We start from the raw sequence: 17,226 nt of genomic DNA, 5'->3' as shown, positions 1-17,226 counted from the left end.
TGCCGCGTCAGGCGCGAGGCCCTCGCTCCCGCGAGCCGGATGGCCTCAACCGTGCCGGTCGCGCAGTCGGGTGTATGTGTATGAGACGACCAGGAGCATCACGCCCAGGAGGATGAAGGTGAGCACGCGCTGGTCCGGCGGGAGCCGCGCGACGTCCACCAGCACCAGCCGCGCCAGCGACAGCCCCAGCACCGCCAGCGCGGCCAGCCGGTACCAACGCTCGCGCAGCGCGAACCCCACGCCGAAGAGGAGGAACGCGGCGATGACCCAGCCCAGCGTGACGAGCCCCGACGGCATCCTCGCGCCCACCAGCGCCACCAGCGACAGCCCCGCGCCCACGGCGCACACCGCCGTGAACAACGGGTGGACCTGGGGCTCCACCCGCCCGGAGACGCGCACCGTCCCGCCGCGCTCCACCAGCACGAACGCCACCCCCAGCCCCAGGAGCGGTGTCATCCGCCCCGGTGTCTCCCACTCACACGCGGCCAGCGCCACGAAGAGGATGAGCACGCCCACGCCGCGCAGCACCGGCGAACCCACGCCGCGCGCGGCGAGCCCCGCGATGAGCCCCGTCGCGGTCCACGCCGCCACCAGCGCGACGTCGTCGTAGCGCGCGGGCATGGCCAGCGCGAGCGTCACCGCTCCCAGCGCCAGGTACGTATGCATCAGCGCCACGGGCGCGCGTTGGAGCCGGGCCACCCCCGCCCCCGCGCCGTGCGCCAGCGCGACGACGAGGAGGAAGGCGAAGAGGCGCGAGTCCTGCTCCCGGGAGACCTCGTAGGCCCCCAGGGACGTCAGGCCCACCCAGTTGAGCAGCGTGAAGGCCAGGCTCGCGCGCAGGGGCAGGTCGCGGGGCCGGACGAGCAGCGCCGCGGAGAAGAGCAGGAAGTAGAGCGAGAGAAAGCCCATGCTCAAGAGCAGCCGGTCGTGCTCGGGAGCCCCGGGGGCCATGTGGCCCGTGCGGACCGCCCAGACGACGTGGGTGCTGTAGACCGCCACGAGGCTGGACAAGGGAACGATGACCCAGCGGTTGCGCACGAGGAAGAACAGCGCGCCCGCCGCGAGCAGCGTGGTGGACAGCAGCGTGAACGCGGTGATGTCACTGAGCATCCCCGTGTGCAGCCCCAGGAACAGCGCGATGCCCGCCACCGTCTCCGACTGCATCCGGTGCGCGATGGTGACGATGGCCACCACGAACGCCGCCAACAGCACCAGCGCCAGCGCCTCGCTGTCGATGACCCGCACCGCGGGGATGAAGTGCAGCGCGTAGGTGACGAAGTACGCGAGCGCCAGACCGCCACCGAAGACGATGCGTCCGAAGAGCTGGTGCTTGCGCGCCAGCCACAGCCCAAACCCGCCCAGCCCCGCGCTCAACAGATAGCCCGCGCCCACCCGCGCCAGCACCCCCAGCTCCCCGAAGTGGTACGTGATGAGGTACGCGATGCCGATGATGAGCGCCACGATGCCCAGGCGGCTCAACCAATAGGTGCCGACGTGCGCTTCCAGGTCCCGCGGCTCGGGGGCGGGGGGAGGGGGCGTGACGACAGCGGCCGGGGACAGTGGACGCGGTGCTCCCTGTCCCTCCAGCGTGGCGAGCCGCGTCTCCAGCGCGGAGACGGTCGCCTCCAGCCGCTTCACCGTGTCCCGCAGGTCCTGCTCACCGCCCTCGTCCGACATGGACTTCCTCGCGCATCCGCGTGCTCCCGGCCCTCGCTGCCTTCAAGCACAAGCCCAGCACATCTTCAATTCCAGGCGTGGCGCGCCAGCCCCCGGGAAAGACTCACGCGGGGGCCGGGCGCCGGTGCTTCAGGCGAGGTTGTGGAACACGTGCTGCACGTCGTCGTCCTGCTCCAGCATGTCCACCAGCTTGAGGACCTCGGTGGCCTGCTCCTCGGGGAGCTCCTTGAGGGTGCCGGGCAGGGGGATGTACTCGGACTCCGCGGACACGGGGGAGATGCCCTTGGCCTCGATGGCGGCCTGGAGCTTGCCGAAGTCGGAGAACTTGCAGCGCAGCAGCAGCTGCTTCTCGCCCTTCTCACCGGTGGTCTCGCCCATCTCCTCCAGGCCGTGGTCGATGAGCTCCAGCTCCAGCTCCTCCGCGTTCAGCCCCTCGGCGGCCAGGCGGATGGCGCCCATGCGCTCGAAGAGGCGCGACACGCTGCCCGCCGTGCCCATGCTCCCGCCCAGCTTGGTGAAGGGGAAGCGGACGTTGGCCACGGTGCGCGTGACGTTGTCCGTCGCCGCCTCCACCAGGATGCCCACGCCGTGGGGCGCGAAGCCCTCGTAGAGGAGGATCTGGTAGTCGGCCTGGTCCTGGCCGCTGGCGCGCTTGATGGCGCTGTCCACGTTGTTCTTCGGCATGTTCGCGGCGCGGGCGTTCTGGACGGCCCGGCGCAGCGCGGGGTTGGATTCCGGATTCGGCCCGCCGGCCTTCACCGCGATCACGATGTCCTTCGTGATGCGCGTGAAGACCTTCGCCATCTTGTTCCAGCGGGCGAACATCGTCGCCTTGCGTGTCTCGAAAATGCGTCCCATGGTTTCCTCAATATACCGTGGCCCGTCCCGGGAGGATGGGTTTCCGCAAGGGTGTCATCCGCGCGGGAAGCGGCTCGCCAGCGCGTCGGCCAGGGGGCCCGTGCCCGTTCGCAGCGGGTCCACGCAGGGCAGGCCATGCGCCCGGCCGGTGGCCTCCAGGAGCTCGAGCGCGGCGTCCTCGCCCAGTTGTTCGGTGTTGAGGGCGATGCCGGTGCACTGGATGGCGGGGTTCGTCAGCCGGCCCTCCAGCACCGTGCGGTCGATGACGTCCTGGATGGACGGCGGCGGGTGCCTGACGCCGCGCATGCGCGTGCGCGTGGGCTCGTGACACACGATGAAGGCGTCCGGCTGCGCCCCATGCAGCAGGCCCAGCGTGACGCCCGCGAAGGAGGGGTGGAACAGCGAGCCCTGGCCCTCCACCACGTCCCAGTGATCCACGTCGTTCGCGGGGGTGAGCCACTCCGCCGCGCCCGCGACGAAGTCGGACACCACGGCATCCAGCGCCACGCCCCTGCCGGAGATGAGGATGCCCGTCTGTCCGGTGGCCCGGAAGTCCGCCTTCCACCCCCGGCTCCGCAGCTCCTTCTCCAACGCCAGCGCCGTGTACTTCTTGCCCACCGCGCAGTCGGTGCCCACCGTCAGCACGCGCAGCCCGGGCCGCTTCGTGCCCTGGCCGGTGGCGAAGTCCCGGTCCGGGAAGCGCACGTCGTGCAGCTTGCGCCCGTGTCGCGCCGCCGCCGCGGCCACGGCGGGGAAGCTGGAGAGCCGCTTGTGCAGCCCGGTGGCCACGTCCAGCCCGGCCTCCAGCGCCCGCACGAGCGTGTCCACCCACGCATCCGCCAACACCCCCCCGGGGTTCACCACGCCCACCACCAACGTGCGCGCGCCCCTCGCCTTCGCCTGGGCGAGGTCCATGTCCACCAGGCCACAGTCCGCCGCGCAGCCCGGGAGGCGCAGCTGACCCACGCACCACTCCGGCCGCCAGTCCACGATGCCGTGAGCTGTCTTGGCCGCGAGCTGATCCTTCACGTCTCCCAGGAACAGCAGGTAGGGCTTGTCGATGTCCACGGGCGGTGCCTTAGCACGGCCCAAAAACGGCGTGGAAATGGCCCGGGGGAATAAGCGCGGCATTGGACGTAACAGGCATGAGCCCGCTTCAGGGCCCGCCCTCGCGGAGTTGCATGCCATGCGCCTCACCCCGTCCGCCGCCCTCCTGTTCGCCGCCTCGCTCTGTGCCGCCTGTGGAGGTCCGTTGGCCGAGGAGCACGCAGCCGCGGGCGTCACGGACGAGTCCGTCGCCAGCCAGGAGCAGGATTTGGACGAGTCGTGCGTGGGTTCGGACGTGGTGCTGGCGCAGCCGGACGGCGCGGTGGTGACAGCGGTCATTCCCAATTGCTCGTATTCGGACTCGGCGGCGGCTTCCAATGACAGCAATTACGATCAGCCGTCGTGTCCCCATCGCTTCGTGACCGAGGTCACCGGCCTGGGGGGCAACTTCGCCCAGCCGTTCGTGGAGGTCATCCCGGCGACCTCGAACGTCACCGAGAGCGCGTGCAAGGGGTTGGCGATCTCCGGCGCGGCGTTCGGGTACAAGGGCGGCGTCTGGTGGGGACTGGGGGAGCTGACCACCAATGGCGTCTGGTACCCCGCGACCCTCTTCTGGCCGGCCCACTGCGGGCTGCGCTTCAACATCGGCTCGGGAGGTTCGGGCTACAGCAAGATCCGCGTCACGGGCCTGGGGGCGGCGCTCGGCGTGTTCAAGACCCGGGTCCGCACCGGCGTGCGCCTGGGCACGGGCCCCTGCTAGCCCTCCAGGCCGCCGTCCCGGATCGCCCACCCACCGGGTGGGAACCGAAGATCCGGGTGTCGACGGACTTCGCGGCCGGGTCCGCTCCTGCTAGGAACGGCCCCGTGGTGTTCCGCCCGCGATCGCCCAGCGCCGTCCCCCGGCCCGGGGAGTCCTCCCCCTCCGTGAAGGAGCTTTCCCCGGCCTCCCGAGAGGACGTCGCGGAGTTCCAGGCGCTCGTCGCGCGGTGCGCGCCAGCGTTGGAGGAGCGGGCCCGCATCCTGTGCCGGGGCCGGAACCCGTCGGACGCGAAGGACCTGTTGCAGGAGACCTACGAGCGGGCCTTCCGCGCGTTTCATACGTATGACCGGTCCGCGCCCCCCATGGCGTGGCTGGCGTCCATCCTCGTTCGACGATTCCTCGACTGGTGCCGGCACGACCGGCGCCACCCCCAGGAGGAGTTCACCGACGCGATGGGGGACACCCTGGCGGAAGCCGAAGCCCCGCCGGAGACATGGGCGCGCTACACGTTGGATGACGTGTGGCGCGCGGTGGAACAGCTTCCCCCGGAGCTGCGCGAGGTGGTCCGCATGAAGGACATGGAGCGACAGAGCTACGCGGAGATCGGCCGACGGCTCGGCATCCCGTCCATGACGGTGGGCACCCGCCTGTTCCGCGCCCGCAAGAAGCTCAAGGAGCTGCTCCTCGCAGGGCAGGGAAGCGCTGGGGGCCCGGCGTGAGCTCCCCGTGTGAACAGCTCGCCGCCTTCGTGGACGGAGAGCTCCCCCTCGATGACACCGAGGCCTTCCGCGTCCACCTGGTGGACTGCGAGAGCTGCCAGGCCGACCTGGAGGACCAGGTGCAGGCGAGCCTCGCGGTGCAGGCCGCCGCGGAGGCCCGGGCCGCGTCCGGCCCGGAGGCGCGGCCCGGGGACTCGTTCGGGTGGAGCCCTGGCGCGGAGGCGCGGTCCGGGGAGGTGCTCGGCGCGGTCCGCCCCGTGGCGCCTCCGCCCGGCCGGTCCGAACGCCCGCGTTCCCGTCCGACGCCGGCCTGGGACCGTCGGCGCGTGGCCGGGTTCGCCGCGGCGGCGGCCGCCGTGGTGCTCGCGGTGCTCGCGGTGGTGCGTCCGTGGCGCGAGTCCGGGACGGAGCGCGAGCTGCCCTTCGCGGTCGCGTCCGCGCGTCCGCTGGAGGGCCGGCTGAGCCACCCGGGCCTCGCGGACTACCGCGCGCAAGGCACGATGCGCGGCGGCGCGGACGGGCGTCCGGAGCTGAACCTGCCCGCGTTGGCGGCGCTGGAAGCGAAGGGGGACCTGCACGGCGTCGCGACCGCGTGGCTCGCCGCCAGGGACTTCGCGCGCGCGGCCCCCATCCTGGAGCGCCTGCCGTCGTCCCCCGCCGTCCTGGGAGACCGGGCGCTGGCGGCGCTGGGCCAGGGCCAGCCAGAGCGCGCGCTGGGGCTGCTGGAGGCCGGCCTGGAGGCGGCGCCGGACGACGCGCGCCTGCACTGGAACCGGGGGCTCGCGCTCCAGGCGCTGTCGCTGGAGCTGGCCGCCGCGGCGGAGTTCCAGCGCGTGGCCCAGGCGAAGGAGCCGGGCTGGAGCGCCGAGGCGACCGAGCGCGCGGACGGCCTGCGCCAGGGCGCGCTGGCGCGGCGGGATTCATGGCAGGCGATGAACACGGCCGGCATGGCGCTGGCGCTGGAGGGCACGCCGTACCCGGCTCCGATGGCGCGGCGCAACCCCGACCTGGCGAGGCTGTACCTCTACCATGCGCTGCGCGCGGCGCCGTCCGTGGCGCGCGTGCGCGCCCTGGCGCCGCTGGCCGACGTGCTGGATGACGCCTCGCGGACGAAGACCGCCAGCGCCTACGTGGCGCGCGTGGCGGCGGCGGACTTCGGCAAGCGGGGCCCGCTGGCGGACACCTACCGCGAGGTGCTGGCCGGCACGCGGACGCTGGTGGGCGCGGAGGCGGACGCGTTCCTCGCGAAGCTGCGGCGCTCCGGCGAGCGCGATCTGCTGCTGGGCGCGGTGCTGCTGTTGCGCCAGGAGGACCGGTTCGTGGAGGAGCTGGCGACGCTGGTGCGCCAGTCCGGCGAACCCGCCTGGTACGAAGCCCCGCTCGCCCGCGGCCGTGCGCAGGCCGCGCTGGCCCGGGGCGACACCCAGACGGCGGAGAAGTCCCTCCAGGAGGGGCTGGCGTCGTGCCGGAGCGCGGGCTTCCAGTACCGCTGCGTGGATCTCCAGCAGCACCTGTCGGCGCTCTACAACCGGCTGGACCGCCGCAAGGAGGCGCAGAAGCTGGCCCGCTCGGCGCTGGAGGAGGCGTTCCGCACCGACAGCTGGTTCCAGGAGGAGGTGCTCCTCTCGGACCTGGTGACGAGCGCGCGGCTGAGCCATGCGCCGGCGCTGGCCCGCGCGTATCTGGACGAGTACGTCCAGCACGCGCCCGAGGACTGCGCGCGGCGCTCGGAGTACCACCACGCCCGGGCGCTCCTGGCCGTGGAGGACCTGGACGCGAAGGCGGCCCGGCGCGAGGTGCAGGACGCCCTGGGCTGTCCGACGGCGCCCACGCTGCTGGAGATCGCCGTCGCGGGGGACCTGCTCCGGCTGGAGGGCACCGCGGTGCCGGGCCGGGAGCTGGACCGGGTGCGCGAGCGCATCCGCGTGCTGCGCGAGGACCCGTCCCTGACGGCCGGGGACCAGCTGCTCGTGAACCACCTGGAGGGGCGCATCCTCATCGAGCGCGACCCCGAGGCGGGCCAGAAGCTCCTGCGCGGCGTCATCGCCGGGTCGGCGCTCCGGCGCTCCACCGACATCGAGGCGCGCAAGGCCTGGGCGCACAGCCACCACGTGCTGGTGATGGACGCGGGCCGCTCGAAGGAGTGGGGCCCGGCCGTGGAGCTGCTCGCGGAGGAGGTGGACCGCACCGCGCCCACGTCATGCCTGCTGGCGCTGGCCGGCCAGGATGAACGGCTGCTCTTCGTCGCCCGGGGCCCCACGGGCGCCAGCGACGGGGTGTACCTCCACGCGCTGAAGCGGCCCCTGCGCGAACGGGTGCCGGCGGTGCCCGAGCGGATCCTCCAACTGCTCTCCGGCTGTGACGCGGTCCGCGTGCTCGCGGAGCCCATCCTCCAGGGACGCCCCGGGCTGCTGCCCGCGGACCGGGCCTGGAGCTACCTCGCCCCTGGGGGACACCGCGTGGAGGCTCCGGCCGTGGCCCCCACGTCCAAGCGGCTGGTGGTGTCGGACGTGGAGCCGCCGGCGGCCCTGAGCCTTCCGCGCCTGATGCCCTGGAAGGGCGTCGCGGCGCCGGGCGATGTCCACCTGCGGGGCCGCGCGGCGACGCCGGACGCGGTGCTCGCGGAGATGGAGGACGCCACGGAGGTGGAGTTGCATACGCACGGCCTCTCCGGCGCGGGCCTGTCCGACGCGGCCTTCCTGGTGCTGTCTCCGGACACGGCGGGCCGCTACGCGCTGACCGCGGAGGACCTGGAGGGGCACACGCTCCGCGGGGCCCCGGTGGTGCTGCTGGCCGCGTGCGACGCGAACGTGGGCGCATGGCGCTACCACGCGGTGTGGAGCCTGCCCTCCGCGCTCATCCAGGCCGGCGCGCGCGCGGTGGTCGCGCCTTCCACGGAGGTGCCGGACGTGGAGGCCGGCGCCTTCTTCCAACGGCTGCTGGAGTCCCTGCGCCGCGGCGAGCCCCCCGCGCAGGCGCTCCGGGACACCCGCGAGCGGTGGCTCCAGCAGGGCCGCGCGACGTGGGTCCAGGACCTGGTCGCGTTCGAATAGGCCTCCACGAATATCGCCGCCGCTCCGCGTATGGAGAGCGGGAGGAATCACCATGCACCAGCGTTGGATGTCCGCAGTGGGATGGATGGCAGTGGGCTTCGTCACCCTGTCGTCGGCGAGTGCCGGGGCGGAGGACGTGAAGGCCGCGAACAAGCCGGTGCAGCTCGCGCCCCGCACGACGGCCGTCGCCAGCACGGCCACGAAGAGCAGCGGCACGGTCGACGTGGCGGTGGACGACGGCGCGAAGGGCACCCGGCTGTACCGGTACGACCGGTCCAGCGGGAAGCTCACGCTGGTGAAGCAGGTCACTCAGAAGGACTCGGCCAGCGCCACCTCGAGTTTGAAGGACCTGGCCGCCGTGGAGCGCGGCACGTCCCTCATGGACCCGGGCAAGGGCGGCGCCGTGTCCCCTGAAGGCAAGCCCCCCAAGGGCGGCCCCCCGGGTGGAGATGATCCGGGCCTCATCACCCAGGCGGACCTGGCGAACATCAAGCGCGAGCTGTCGGTGATGAAGGTGCAGCAGACCCAGGTGAAGGTCGGAACCCAGGCGCGCCGGTAGGGTCCGCTTTCCACCCGAACGAAACGAGGGCCGTGGCTCCGGGGGGACAGGTGTCCTCGCCCCGAAGGGCCGCGGCCTTCGTGTTTGTGAATGGGTTCCCGCCAGCCCGTTCAGCCCCCGACGCGCGGACTGTCCGCCCTGAGCTCGCCGTGGCGGTCCCTGCCTCTGTCGCGGCTTGCCCCACATCCGCCGTGCTCACACTTTTCGCGCAAGAGGGGGCGCGGCACGCCTGTTTGTCTTTGGCGGCCTCCTTGTCCGAACGACCGTGGGTGTGACCGGAAGACCCGCGTCAGCAGGGGGGATGCACATGGGGAGCATGCAGAACGGGCGCCGTCATGGAATGGGGATGCGCACGCGGTCCTGGGCGTGGGGCGTGTCCCTGGCGGTGCTGGGGGCGGGGTGCGGCCCTGGCGGCAGCGGGCCCTCGCCCGCGGACCCGGTGGGGACGCAGCAACAGGCGGCCCTCAGCTACAACGGCCTGTCCTTCAATGGACTGTCTTTCAACGGCCTGTCCTTCAACGGGCTGTCGTTCAATGGCCTGTCCTTCAACGGGCTGTCGTTCAATGGCTTGTCATCGCCCGCCTTCGCGTCGTGGTTCGGTTTGGATCCGGCGCTGGCCGCCGAGGTCATGCACTATGTCGTCCTCTGCGCCGTCCCCGCGGGCCAGACGCGCACGTACACCGATGCGGGGACGAGCACGGCGTACACCTGGAGCGGGTTGTTGGGGCTTGCGCCGGGCTGGTCCGGGGGCGCGGCGGCGACGGTGGCCGAGCAGCAGCTCGTCTCCGCGTGCCTCGCGGCGCACACCAACCCGTTTGGCGTGAGCGTGCCCATCTCCGTGCAGGGCCGTGACGCGCTGGGACAGACGATCCCCTCCACCCCGGAGGAGCTGGCGTCGTTCACCCGGCCAGAGTCGTGCTTCTTCGGGAACCTCTTCCAGGGCGAGGGCGTCTACGCGGGCAGCCAGAACCCGCCGCTGGACGCCACGCAGAGCACCTCGCGCGCGTGCGCGGTGGTGGATGGCTCCGGGATGCCGCGCATCGAATGCGCGCCCCTGGTCTACGTGGGGAGCTGTTCGGCGGTGTGCGAGCCGGACGGCACGGCCGGGCTCTCATTCCTCCACTGTTCGACGGGGGGCGTCACGTACTCGCCGATCACCACGCGCATCCGCGACGCGGACGTGGCCGTCTGTGGCGACGGCACCTGTCAGGTGACAGAGTCCTGCGGTGCATCCACCACGTACGACGCGTGCGCGGCGGACTGCGGGGCGTGCCCCTGAAGGAGGGTGGGGCGGCCTTCAGCCGGAGTGGGAACCCAGGCCGGAGGCCGCGCCCGCGCGCAGCCGTTCATGGAGCGCGTCGGTGAGCAGGTACCAGAACTGCACGTTGCCGAAGCTGAGGATGTCGCCGCCCCGGAGCGGCACCTCGCGCTGCCCGATGGTGCTGGCGTTGACGAAGGTGCCGTTGGTGGAGCCCAGGTCGCGCACGGTGCAGCGGCTCTGCGCGCGGCTCCACCGGAGCTCCGCGTGCTGCTTGGAGACGGAGGCGTCGTCCAGCACCAGCTCGCAGTCCAGCCTGCGGCCGATCCGCAGCACGTCGGCGTCCTTGAGCGTGGGCAGGGTGGCGACGAGCAGGTCGTCGAATTCGAAGAGCAGCGCGAGCATGCCCTGCTCGACGTCGCCGGGATCCGCCATGCGGGTGGGCGCGAGCGCGGCGGCGGACAGCTCCGACGGCGGACGCTGCACCAGTGCGAAGGGACCCAGCTGGTGCTGGAAGGTACCCACGGGGAGTCCCGAGGCGAGCGCGCGCAGTTCCTGGACGGACAACACGTGGGCAGCCTAACGGGTCGGCAGTCGGGCGCCCAGCCGGTACCGGACGATGGCGGTACGGCTTTCGTTGACCCACCAGCGACTCGTTCCCTACATTGCCCGTTTCCAGTCGAGGGCCGGGTTCCAGGAGGGAGCGCCGGGTCCCCGATGTTTGCAGCCAGGTGATGGAAGGAGCGGTGGTTCGATGAGCGGGAGCGACAACATCCCGATGACCCCCCACGGTCTGCAGAAGCTCAAGGACGAGCTGAAGCACCTCCAGTCCGTGGAGCGGGGAAAGATTTCGCGTGAAATCGAGGTCGCGCGCGCGCACGGCGACCTGCGGGAGAACGCCGAGTACCACGCGGCCAAGGAGAAGCAGTCGCACATCGAGGGGCGCATCCTGACCCTCAACGACTGGATTGCGCGCGCGGAGGTCATCGACCCGTCGAAGCTGGGGGGGGACAAGGTCATCTTCGGCGCCACGGTGGAGCTGGTGGATACGGAGAACGACAAGACCATCTCCTACCGGTTGGTGGGGGAGACGGAGGCCGACCTGAAGAAGCGGTGGATCGCCGTCACCTCGCCGGTGGCGCGCGCGCTCATCGGCAAGAAGGTGGGCGACATCGCGACCGTGCAGAGCCCTGGGGGCGTGCGCGAGCTGGAGATCGTGGAGATCCGCTTCGAGGAGCCGCGGGAAGACGCGCAGCCCGGCCAGGGCTGAAGCCCGGTGGTCAGCGGGTCCTTCGGGGGGGCGGGCATGGGCTCGCTCCCCCGGTTTCGTTTTCCGCGCGGCGTCAGAACCGCTTCGTAGGATGGAGGCTGGAAACCCGCGTGAACCACCCGCTCGCCAGCCTCATCGGACCCTTGAAGTACGCGTGCCAGCGTGACTTCGCCCAGCTGGGCACTGTTCGGGATCTGCGCACCCTGATGGAGCGCACCCTGGCGGCGGCTGGGGGCGTGGACGCGGGGGCGTTGGAGGACCTGCGGGCGGCGCTCCCGCATGTGGATCCCCCCGCGCCACCGGAGCACCGCAAGGCGGCCCTGCGCCAGGTGTTGGGGGCGCTGAAGCGGAGCGGCGTGGCCCTTCCAGAGGAGCTGGAGCGGGTCGTTGTCACGGGGGAGCTCAACGCCGTGGCGGCCCGGTTCCCCCGGGCGCCGGAGCGTGGGCACCTGCTCGAAGCGGAGTCGAACCCCGCGCCGCCTCGTCGCCGGATGACGCCGCCCCCGGGAACGGTGGAGGCCCGGGGAAGCGCGGTGCCGCCCTGGCGCTCCCAGGACCCCGTGCCCCTGGTGAGGGGAGAGTACCGGAGCGCGCCCGGAGGCGCGACATCGTCCGCTTCACGCACGGCGGGAGTGGGTGCGCGCGGCCCGGGGAATGCGGTCGCACGCGGCGTGCATCCGGAGGGGATTGGGGCAGGCAAGGTGGCCCAGTCCCCGGGCTTCGACGGCCCTCGCTCGACGCACCCGGGCGGCGGTCCCACGCAGGTCGATTCATTTCCGTCGCTGAAGGCGGAGGGCTCGCCGCGCGGCCCGCGTGCCACCGCGCCGCGAGGGGGCGCCGCTGGCCCGTCGCCCATGAGCGAAGCCCCGCCTCGGGGCGCGCGGCTCACGGCGATGGACTCCGGCCCTGGTGGCGCGGCGCCCCGTGCTCCGGCTGCGCGCTCCGCGGCGATGGACTCCGACCCTGGTGTCGCGGCGGCCCGTGCTCCGGCGGGACGGAGCAACATGGGGGGCGGCCCTGGTGTCGCGGCGGCCCGTGCTCCGGCGGGACGGACCGGCGTGGGCGCCGACCCCCGCAAGGTGGCCCCTCCGGCGGACCGTCCTCCCGCGGAGAAGGCGCGGAAGAAGAAGGCCAAGGCCGTGGGCGCGGAGGCGTCGCGCTCCGAGGCGAAGCTCCTGTCCATCGCGCCGCGCTCCGGCCCGCTGTCCGCGCCGCTCAAGACGCTGGGCAAGCGACTGGGGCCCCGCCTCATCGCGGTCCTGGACAAGAAGGGCCTGCGCCGCACCGGCGACATCCTGTTCCTCCTGCCACGCTGTTACGAGGACCGCCGCAAGCTGCGCACCATCGCGGAGCTCATCCCCGGCGAGCGCGGCGTGACGGTGGGCACCGTGAAGACCGCGGACTTCGTCCCGGGCCGCGGTGGCCGGCGCATGTTCCGCGCCGTCGTGGGCGACCGCTCCGGCAGCATCGCCGCGACGTACTTCCACGCGGGCCCCTGGCTCAAGAGCCGCTTCTCCGTGGGCAAGCAGCTGGTGCTCTCCGGGGAGGTGCGCGCCTCCATGAATGGCCGCGAGATGGCCCACCCGGAGCTGGAGCCCGCCGAGGACCTGGAGTCCACGACGTCCGTCCACTTCCACCGCATCGTCCCCATCTACCCGGGCTTCGAGCGCGGCGAACAACGCTCGTTCCGCGAGCTGGCCTCGCGCATCAGCGAGCAGCACGCGCATCACCTGGAGGAGCCGCTGCCCGCGGACCTCCGTCGCCGCTACCACTTGATGGGCTTGCCGGACGCGCTGCGCTTCATCCACTTTCCGCCCGAGGACGCGGACCTGGAGGCGTTGGACGCGCACCAGAGCCCCGCGCACCGCCGGCTCGCCTTCGACGAGCTGTTCTTCCTCCAGTTGGGCATGGCCCTCAAGCGCCAGGGCATCAAGGCGGAAGAGGGCATCGCCTTCGCTGTCACCCCGGAGCGGCTGGAGAAGGCCCGCGCCGCGCTGCCCTTCCAGCTCACGGGCGCGCAAGCCCGCGTGGTGGGCGACCTCGCCCGGGACATGGCGCGGCCGGAGCCGATGAACCGGCTGGTGCAAGGCGACGTGGGCAGCGGGAAGACGGCGGTGGCGCTCGTCGCCGCCATGGTGGCGCTCCAGGACGGCTACCAGGTGGCGGTGATGGCCCCGACCGAAATCCTGGCCGAACAGCACGAGCGCACCTTCCGCCGCATCCTGGAGCCCCTTGGCTTCCGCGTGGGGCTGGTGAGCGCGGCGGGCACCGCGAAGCACAAGCGCGGGGTGCGCGAGGCCGTGGCGAAGGGCGAGCTGCACCTCGCGGTGGGCACGCACGCGCTGCTGGAGGGCGGCGTGTCCTTCCAGAAGCTGGGGCTGGTGGTCATCGACGAGCAGCACCGCTTCGGCGTGCTTCAGCGCCACACCCTGATGAGCAAGGGCCTCACGCCGGACGTGCTGGTGATGACCGCCACGCCCATCCCCCGCACGCTCGCGATGACGCTGTACGGCGACCTGGACGTGTCCGTCATCGACCAGCTCCCGCCCGGCCGCACCCCCATCACCACGCGCGTCTTCAACACCCAGTTCCGAGCCCGGGTCTACGAGGCGGTGGGCGCGGAGCTGGCCAAGGGCCATCAGGCCTACGTCGTCTATCCGCTGGTGGAGGAGTCGGAGAAGCTGGACCTGGAGGACGCCACCCAGGGCGCGGCGAAGCTGCAGCAGGTCTTCCCCTCCGCGAGCGTGGGCCTGCTGCACGGGCGCATGAAGCCAGAGGAGAAGGACGCCGTGATGGAGGCCTTCCGCGACAAGCGCATCCAGCTGCTCGTGTGCACCACGGTGGTGGAGGTAGGCGTGGACGTGCCCAACGCGTCCGTCATGGTGGTGGAGTCCGCGGAGCGCTTCGGCCTGTCACAGCTGCACCAGCTGCGCGGGCGCGTGGGCCGAGGCGCCGCGGCCAGCTTCTGCTTCCTGGTCGCGGGGGCCGCCCGCTCCTGGGAGTCCACCGAGCGGCTGGGCGTGATGGAGCGCAGCAGCGACGGCTTCGTCATCGCGGAGAAGGACCTGGAGATCCGCGGCCCCGGTGAGTTCCTGGGCACGCGGCAGAGCGGCCTGCCGGAGCTGGCCGTGGCCAACCTGGTGCGAGACGGCGACCTGTTGTCGCTGGCGCAGGTGGAGGCGCGGCGGATCATGGACGCCGATCCGAAGCTCCAGGAGCCGGACCACCAGGGGCTCGTGAAGGCGCTGGAGGAGCGGTGGGAGGGGCGGCTGGCGCTGGCCCGGGTCGGGTAGGGCAGGCACGAGCGGCGCTCGTCCGTCAGGGTGTCTCCGACTTTCGGCATGCCTACCTTGGGTGTTGGGGGACCACGGGGGACGCACGCGATGGGAGACTGGGGGCGAGCGGAATATCTGGCGAGAGAGGGCATCCGGGACCGCCGGGTGCTCGCGGCGATCGCCAGCCTGAGCCGTGAGGACTTCGTGCCCGCCCACGAGCGGGACGCGGCCCAGGAGGACGTCCCCCTGCCCATCGGCCATGGGCAGACCATCAGCCAGCCCTATGTCGTCGCCCTGATGAGCGAGGCCCTGCGCCTGCGCGGCTGTGAGCGCGTGCTGGAGATCGGCACCGGCTCCGGCTACCAGACGGCGGTGCTGGCGCTGCTGGCCCGAGAGGTCTTCACGGTGGAGATCGTCCGCGAGCTGGCGCGGGGCGCGCGGCGCCGCCTGCACCGGCTGGGCTTCGGCAACGTGTTCTTCCGGGAGGGGGACGGAGCGCTGGGCTGGCCCGAAGCCGCGCCCTTCGACGCCATCATCGCCACCGCCGCGCCCGAGGAGATCCCCCGCGCGCTCCTGAATCAGCTCAAGCGGGGGGGCCGGATGGTCATCCCCGTGGGCGCCATGAACGAGACGCAGGAGCTGCTGCGCATCCGTCGGGGCATGCCCGGGTTGTTGCCCCGGGTGGAGCGGCTGCTGCCGGTGCGCTTCGTCCCCATGACGGGGCAGGGCTCGTCGATGAGCTGATGGGGGGAGCGGATGGGGCGCCAGGGCGTCCTCCTGCACGCCACCCCTCCGTCCGGGGTCGCGTTGCCGAGCGGGGAGGGGACCGGTAACGTCCCGCCCATGATCATCTGCCCGGTCTGTGACCACGTGCAGTCGGAAGGCGAAGAGTGCGAAGGCTGTGGCAGGCGCTTCCCCGACCTCGTGAACGCCCCGCCCGCCGTGGTGGCGCCGATGCCGGAGCTGGAGCTGACGCACCACGCGGGGGGCCGCGCGGAGGTGGACGCGCCCCCGCTGCCGGAGCTGGACCTGACGCGGCTGCGCTCGGGCCCGGACCTGCCGGCCATGTCGGTGCCGGACCTGGAGCTGACCCGTTCGGGGGACACCGGCGCGGTGCCTGTCGCCCCGATGATGGACCTGGACACGGGCCGCGCGCAGGACGACGGCGTGCGCACCGCCGCGCCCGTGGGCGCGGTGACGTGCCGCTATTGCCGCCATGTGCAGGCCGAGGGCCTGATGTGTGACGGCTGCGGCATGCGCCTGCCCCGCGCGCGCGTGGCGGCGCCGGTGGCCGCGAAGGGCCGCGGGGCGGACGCGGGCGAGCGCATCCCCTGTCCCTCCTGCCACGTGCTGACGTACCCCGGCCGCGCGTGCCTGGCGTGCGGCACGAGGGTGGAGGTGGAGGCGTGACGGCCCCGGCGCTCAAGGCGGGCTACGCGTGCAGCGAGGGCTGTGGCTTCACCGCCTCGCTGTGGGACGTCGTCTACCGCTGCCCCCGCTGCGAGGGCCTGCTGGAGGTGGCGCACGACGAGGCCGCCCTGCGCGCGGTGCCCGCGGCGGAGTGGAAGCGCCGCTTCGAGTCGCGCTTCGCGACGTCGCGGCTGCCGGACGGCTCCGGGGTGTGGGGCAAGCGGGAGTGGGCGCTGCCCGAGCTGCCGCTGGAGGACATCGTCTCGCTGGGCGAGGGGCGCGTGCCGCTCAAGCCGCTGCCCCGCATGGCGGCGGAGCTGGGCCTGGGCTCGCTGATGTTGAAGGAGTGCGGCGTGTCCCCGACGGGCAGCTTCAAGGACTGGGGCATGACGGTCCTCGTGTCCGCGGTGAAGCACCTGCGCTCGAGCGGCACGCCCATCCGCGCGGTGGCGTGCGCGTCCACCGGCGACACGTCCGCGGCGCTGTCCGCGTACGCCGCGGCGGCGGGCATCCCGGCGGTGGTGTTCCTTCCGAAGAACAAGGTGTCGCTCGCGCAGCTCGTGCAGCCCATCGCCAACGGGGCGCGCGTGCTGTCGCTGGACACGGACTTCGACGGCTGCATGAAGCTGGTGCAGGCGGTGACGGCGGACACCGGGCTGTACCTGGCGAACTCGATGAACTCGCTGCGCATCGAGGGCCAGAAGATGATCGCCATCGAGCTGTGCCAGGACCTGGGCTGGGAGCCACCGGACTGGATCGTCATCCCGGGTGGCAACCTGGGCAACGCGAGCGCGCTGGGGCGCGGCCTGGACCTGCTGTTCACCCTGGGGTTGATCGCGCGCCGGCCCCGCATCGCGGTGGCGCAGGCGCAGCGGGCCAACCCCCTGGCGCGCGCCTTCCGGGGCGGCTTCCAGGATCTGGTGCCGATGCAGGCGGGGGCCACGCTCGCGTCCGCCATCCAGATTGGCAACCCCGTGTCGTTCCGCCGCGCGGTGCGGATGCTGCGCGCGTTCGACGGCGTGGTGGAGGAGGCGTCGGAGTCGGAGCTGGCGAACGCCGCGGCCCGCGCGGACCGCGAAGGCACCTTCGCCTGCCCGCAGACGGGCGTGGCGCTGGCGGCGGTGGAGAAGCTGGTGGCGTCGGGGGTGATGGCGAAGGGGGCCAGCGTCGCGGTGGTGGCCACCGCGCACGGCCTGAAGTTCGCCGACTTCAAGGTGGGCTACCACCGGGAGGCGCTGGCGGACGTGAAGGCCGCGCACGCGAACCCGCCGGTGGAACTGCCCGCGGACCTGTCCGCCGTGCGCGCGGCCCTGAAGGACCTGGGCTGAGCCGGGCCCCGC

General features: G+C 72.5%; 14 protein-coding genes. 10 read left to right on the top strand and 4 right to left on the bottom strand.

Annotated features, from left to right (window positions below; all coding sequences use genetic code 11):
* Positions 1 to 45: 45 nt before the first annotated feature.
* From GTY96_RS10355 to dgcN, 3 genes are all read right to left on the bottom strand, one after another.
* The gene (locus tag GTY96_RS10355) at positions 46 to 1,677 is read right to left on the bottom strand and encodes a DUF2339 domain-containing protein (protein WP_143900907.1); all 1,632 of its coding nucleotides are present in this window, start codon (positions 1,675 to 1,677) and stop codon (positions 46 to 48) included.
* 129 nt (positions 1,678 to 1,806) lie between these two features.
* The gene (locus GTY96_RS10350) at positions 1,807 to 2,535 is read right to left on the bottom strand and encodes a YebC/PmpR family DNA-binding transcriptional regulator (protein ID WP_143900905.1); all 729 of its coding nucleotides are present in this window, start codon (positions 2,533 to 2,535) and stop codon (positions 1,807 to 1,809) included.
* 54 nt (positions 2,536 to 2,589) lie between these two features.
* Positions 2,590 to 3,603, bottom strand: a complete 1,014-nt coding sequence (gene dgcN / locus GTY96_RS10345) for an N-acetyltransferase DgcN (protein WP_161664623.1) — start codon at positions 3,601 to 3,603, stop codon at positions 2,590 to 2,592.
* 118 nt (positions 3,604 to 3,721) lie between these two features.
* Here dgcN and GTY96_RS10340 point away from each other — a divergent pair, with 118 nt between their 5' ends.
* The 5 genes from GTY96_RS10340 (at position 3,722) to GTY96_RS10320 (ending at position 9,952) form a co-directional block, all read left to right on the top strand.
* A complete protein-coding gene (locus tag GTY96_RS10340) occupies positions 3,722 to 4,342 on the top strand; it encodes a hypothetical protein (protein WP_143900902.1) in 621 nt (206 codons plus the stop codon).
* A 164-nt stretch (positions 4,343 to 4,506) separates the two neighbouring features.
* Positions 4,507 to 5,061 (top strand): RNA polymerase sigma factor, encoded by a 555-nt coding sequence (locus GTY96_RS10335; RefSeq protein WP_255442079.1) that lies wholly within the window; start codon positions 4,507 to 4,509, stop codon positions 5,059 to 5,061.
* On the top strand, positions 5,058 to 8,114 hold the full coding sequence (locus GTY96_RS10330) for a CHAT domain-containing protein (protein WP_161664622.1): 3,057 nt from the start codon (positions 5,058 to 5,060) through the stop codon (positions 8,112 to 8,114). Before GTY96_RS10335 ends, GTY96_RS10330 begins: the two co-directional genes overlap by 4 nt.
* Before the next feature lie 52 nt (positions 8,115 to 8,166).
* The gene (locus GTY96_RS10325; RefSeq protein ID WP_143900896.1) at positions 8,167 to 8,673 is read left to right on the top strand and encodes a hypothetical protein; all 507 of its coding nucleotides are present in this window, start codon (positions 8,167 to 8,169) and stop codon (positions 8,671 to 8,673) included.
* Between the two features lie 346 nt (positions 8,674 to 9,019).
* Complete coding sequence (locus GTY96_RS10320; protein ID WP_235685514.1) at positions 9,020 to 9,952, top strand: hypothetical protein; 933 nt, start codon at positions 9,020 to 9,022, stop codon at positions 9,950 to 9,952.
* Positions 9,953 to 9,970: 18 nt separating this feature from the next.
* On the opposite strand, the gene GTY96_RS10315 is transcribed toward GTY96_RS10320, so the two are convergent.
* Positions 9,971 to 10,501: an FHA domain-containing protein gene (locus GTY96_RS10315; protein WP_143900892.1), complete on the bottom strand. Its 531-nt coding sequence runs from the start codon at positions 10,499 to 10,501 to the stop codon at positions 9,971 to 9,973.
* Positions 10,502 to 10,685: 184 nt separating this feature from the next.
* On the opposite strand from GTY96_RS10315, the gene greA reads away from it, so the two are divergent.
* The 5 genes from greA to thrC all read left to right on the top strand — a co-directional run bounded on the left by greA (position 10,686) and on the right by thrC (position 17,214).
* A complete protein-coding gene (gene greA / locus GTY96_RS10310) occupies positions 10,686 to 11,201 on the top strand; it encodes a transcription elongation factor GreA (protein ID WP_143900890.1) in 516 nt (171 codons plus the stop codon).
* Between the two features lie 110 nt (positions 11,202 to 11,311).
* Positions 11,312 to 14,494 carry an ATP-dependent DNA helicase RecG gene (gene recG / locus GTY96_RS10305; RefSeq protein WP_161664620.1) on the top strand — a complete coding sequence of 1,061 codons (3,183 nt, stop codon included), beginning with the start codon at positions 11,312 to 11,314 and terminating at the stop codon, positions 14,492 to 14,494.
* A 90-nt stretch (positions 14,495 to 14,584) separates the two neighbouring features.
* The gene (locus tag GTY96_RS10300) at positions 14,585 to 15,220 is read left to right on the top strand and encodes a protein-L-isoaspartate(D-aspartate) O-methyltransferase (RefSeq protein ID WP_161664619.1); all 636 of its coding nucleotides are present in this window, start codon (positions 14,585 to 14,587) and stop codon (positions 15,218 to 15,220) included.
* 99 nt (positions 15,221 to 15,319) lie between these two features.
* Positions 15,320 to 15,886 (top strand): hypothetical protein, encoded by a 567-nt coding sequence (locus GTY96_RS10295; protein ID WP_143900884.1) that lies wholly within the window; start codon positions 15,320 to 15,322, stop codon positions 15,884 to 15,886.
* Positions 15,883 to 17,214: a threonine synthase gene (gene thrC / locus GTY96_RS10290; protein ID WP_161664618.1), complete on the top strand. Its 1,332-nt coding sequence runs from the start codon at positions 15,883 to 15,885 to the stop codon at positions 17,212 to 17,214. The genes GTY96_RS10295 and thrC overlap by 4 nt, the downstream gene beginning before the upstream one ends.
* Positions 17,215 to 17,226 lie beyond the last annotated feature (12 nt).

Origin of the sequence: Corallococcus silvisoli (genome assembly GCF_009909145.1) — a bacterium.
Taxonomy (GTDB): domain Bacteria; phylum Myxococcota; class Myxococcia; order Myxococcales; family Myxococcaceae; genus Corallococcus; species Corallococcus silvisoli.
The sequence above is the reverse complement of the archived record's forward strand: the minus strand, read 5'-3'. Positions and strand labels throughout refer to the sequence as shown.

Coding starts and splice junctions, on each gene's coding strand:
- GTY96_RS10355 (WP_143900907.1), bottom strand. CDS start 1,677: ATGTCGGACGAGGGCGGTGAGCAGGACCTGCGGGACACGGTGAAGCGG.
- GTY96_RS10350 (WP_143900905.1), bottom strand. CDS start 2,535: ATGGGACGCATTTTCGAGACACGCAAGGCGACGATGTTCGCCCGCTGG.
- GTY96_RS10340 (WP_143900902.1), top strand. CDS start 3,722: ATGCGCCTCACCCCGTCCGCCGCCCTCCTGTTCGCCGCCTCGCTCTGT.
- GTY96_RS10325 (WP_143900896.1), top strand. CDS start 8,167: ATGCACCAGCGTTGGATGTCCGCAGTGGGATGGATGGCAGTGGGCTTC.
- GTY96_RS10320 (WP_235685514.1), top strand. CDS start 9,020: ATGCGCACGCGGTCCTGGGCGTGGGGCGTGTCCCTGGCGGTGCTGGGG.
- greA (WP_143900890.1), top strand. CDS start 10,686: ATGAGCGGGAGCGACAACATCCCGATGACCCCCCACGGTCTGCAGAAG.
- GTY96_RS10300 (WP_161664619.1), top strand. CDS start 14,585: ATGGGAGACTGGGGGCGAGCGGAATATCTGGCGAGAGAGGGCATCCGG.
- GTY96_RS10295 (WP_143900884.1), top strand. CDS start 15,320: ATGATCATCTGCCCGGTCTGTGACCACGTGCAGTCGGAAGGCGAAGAG.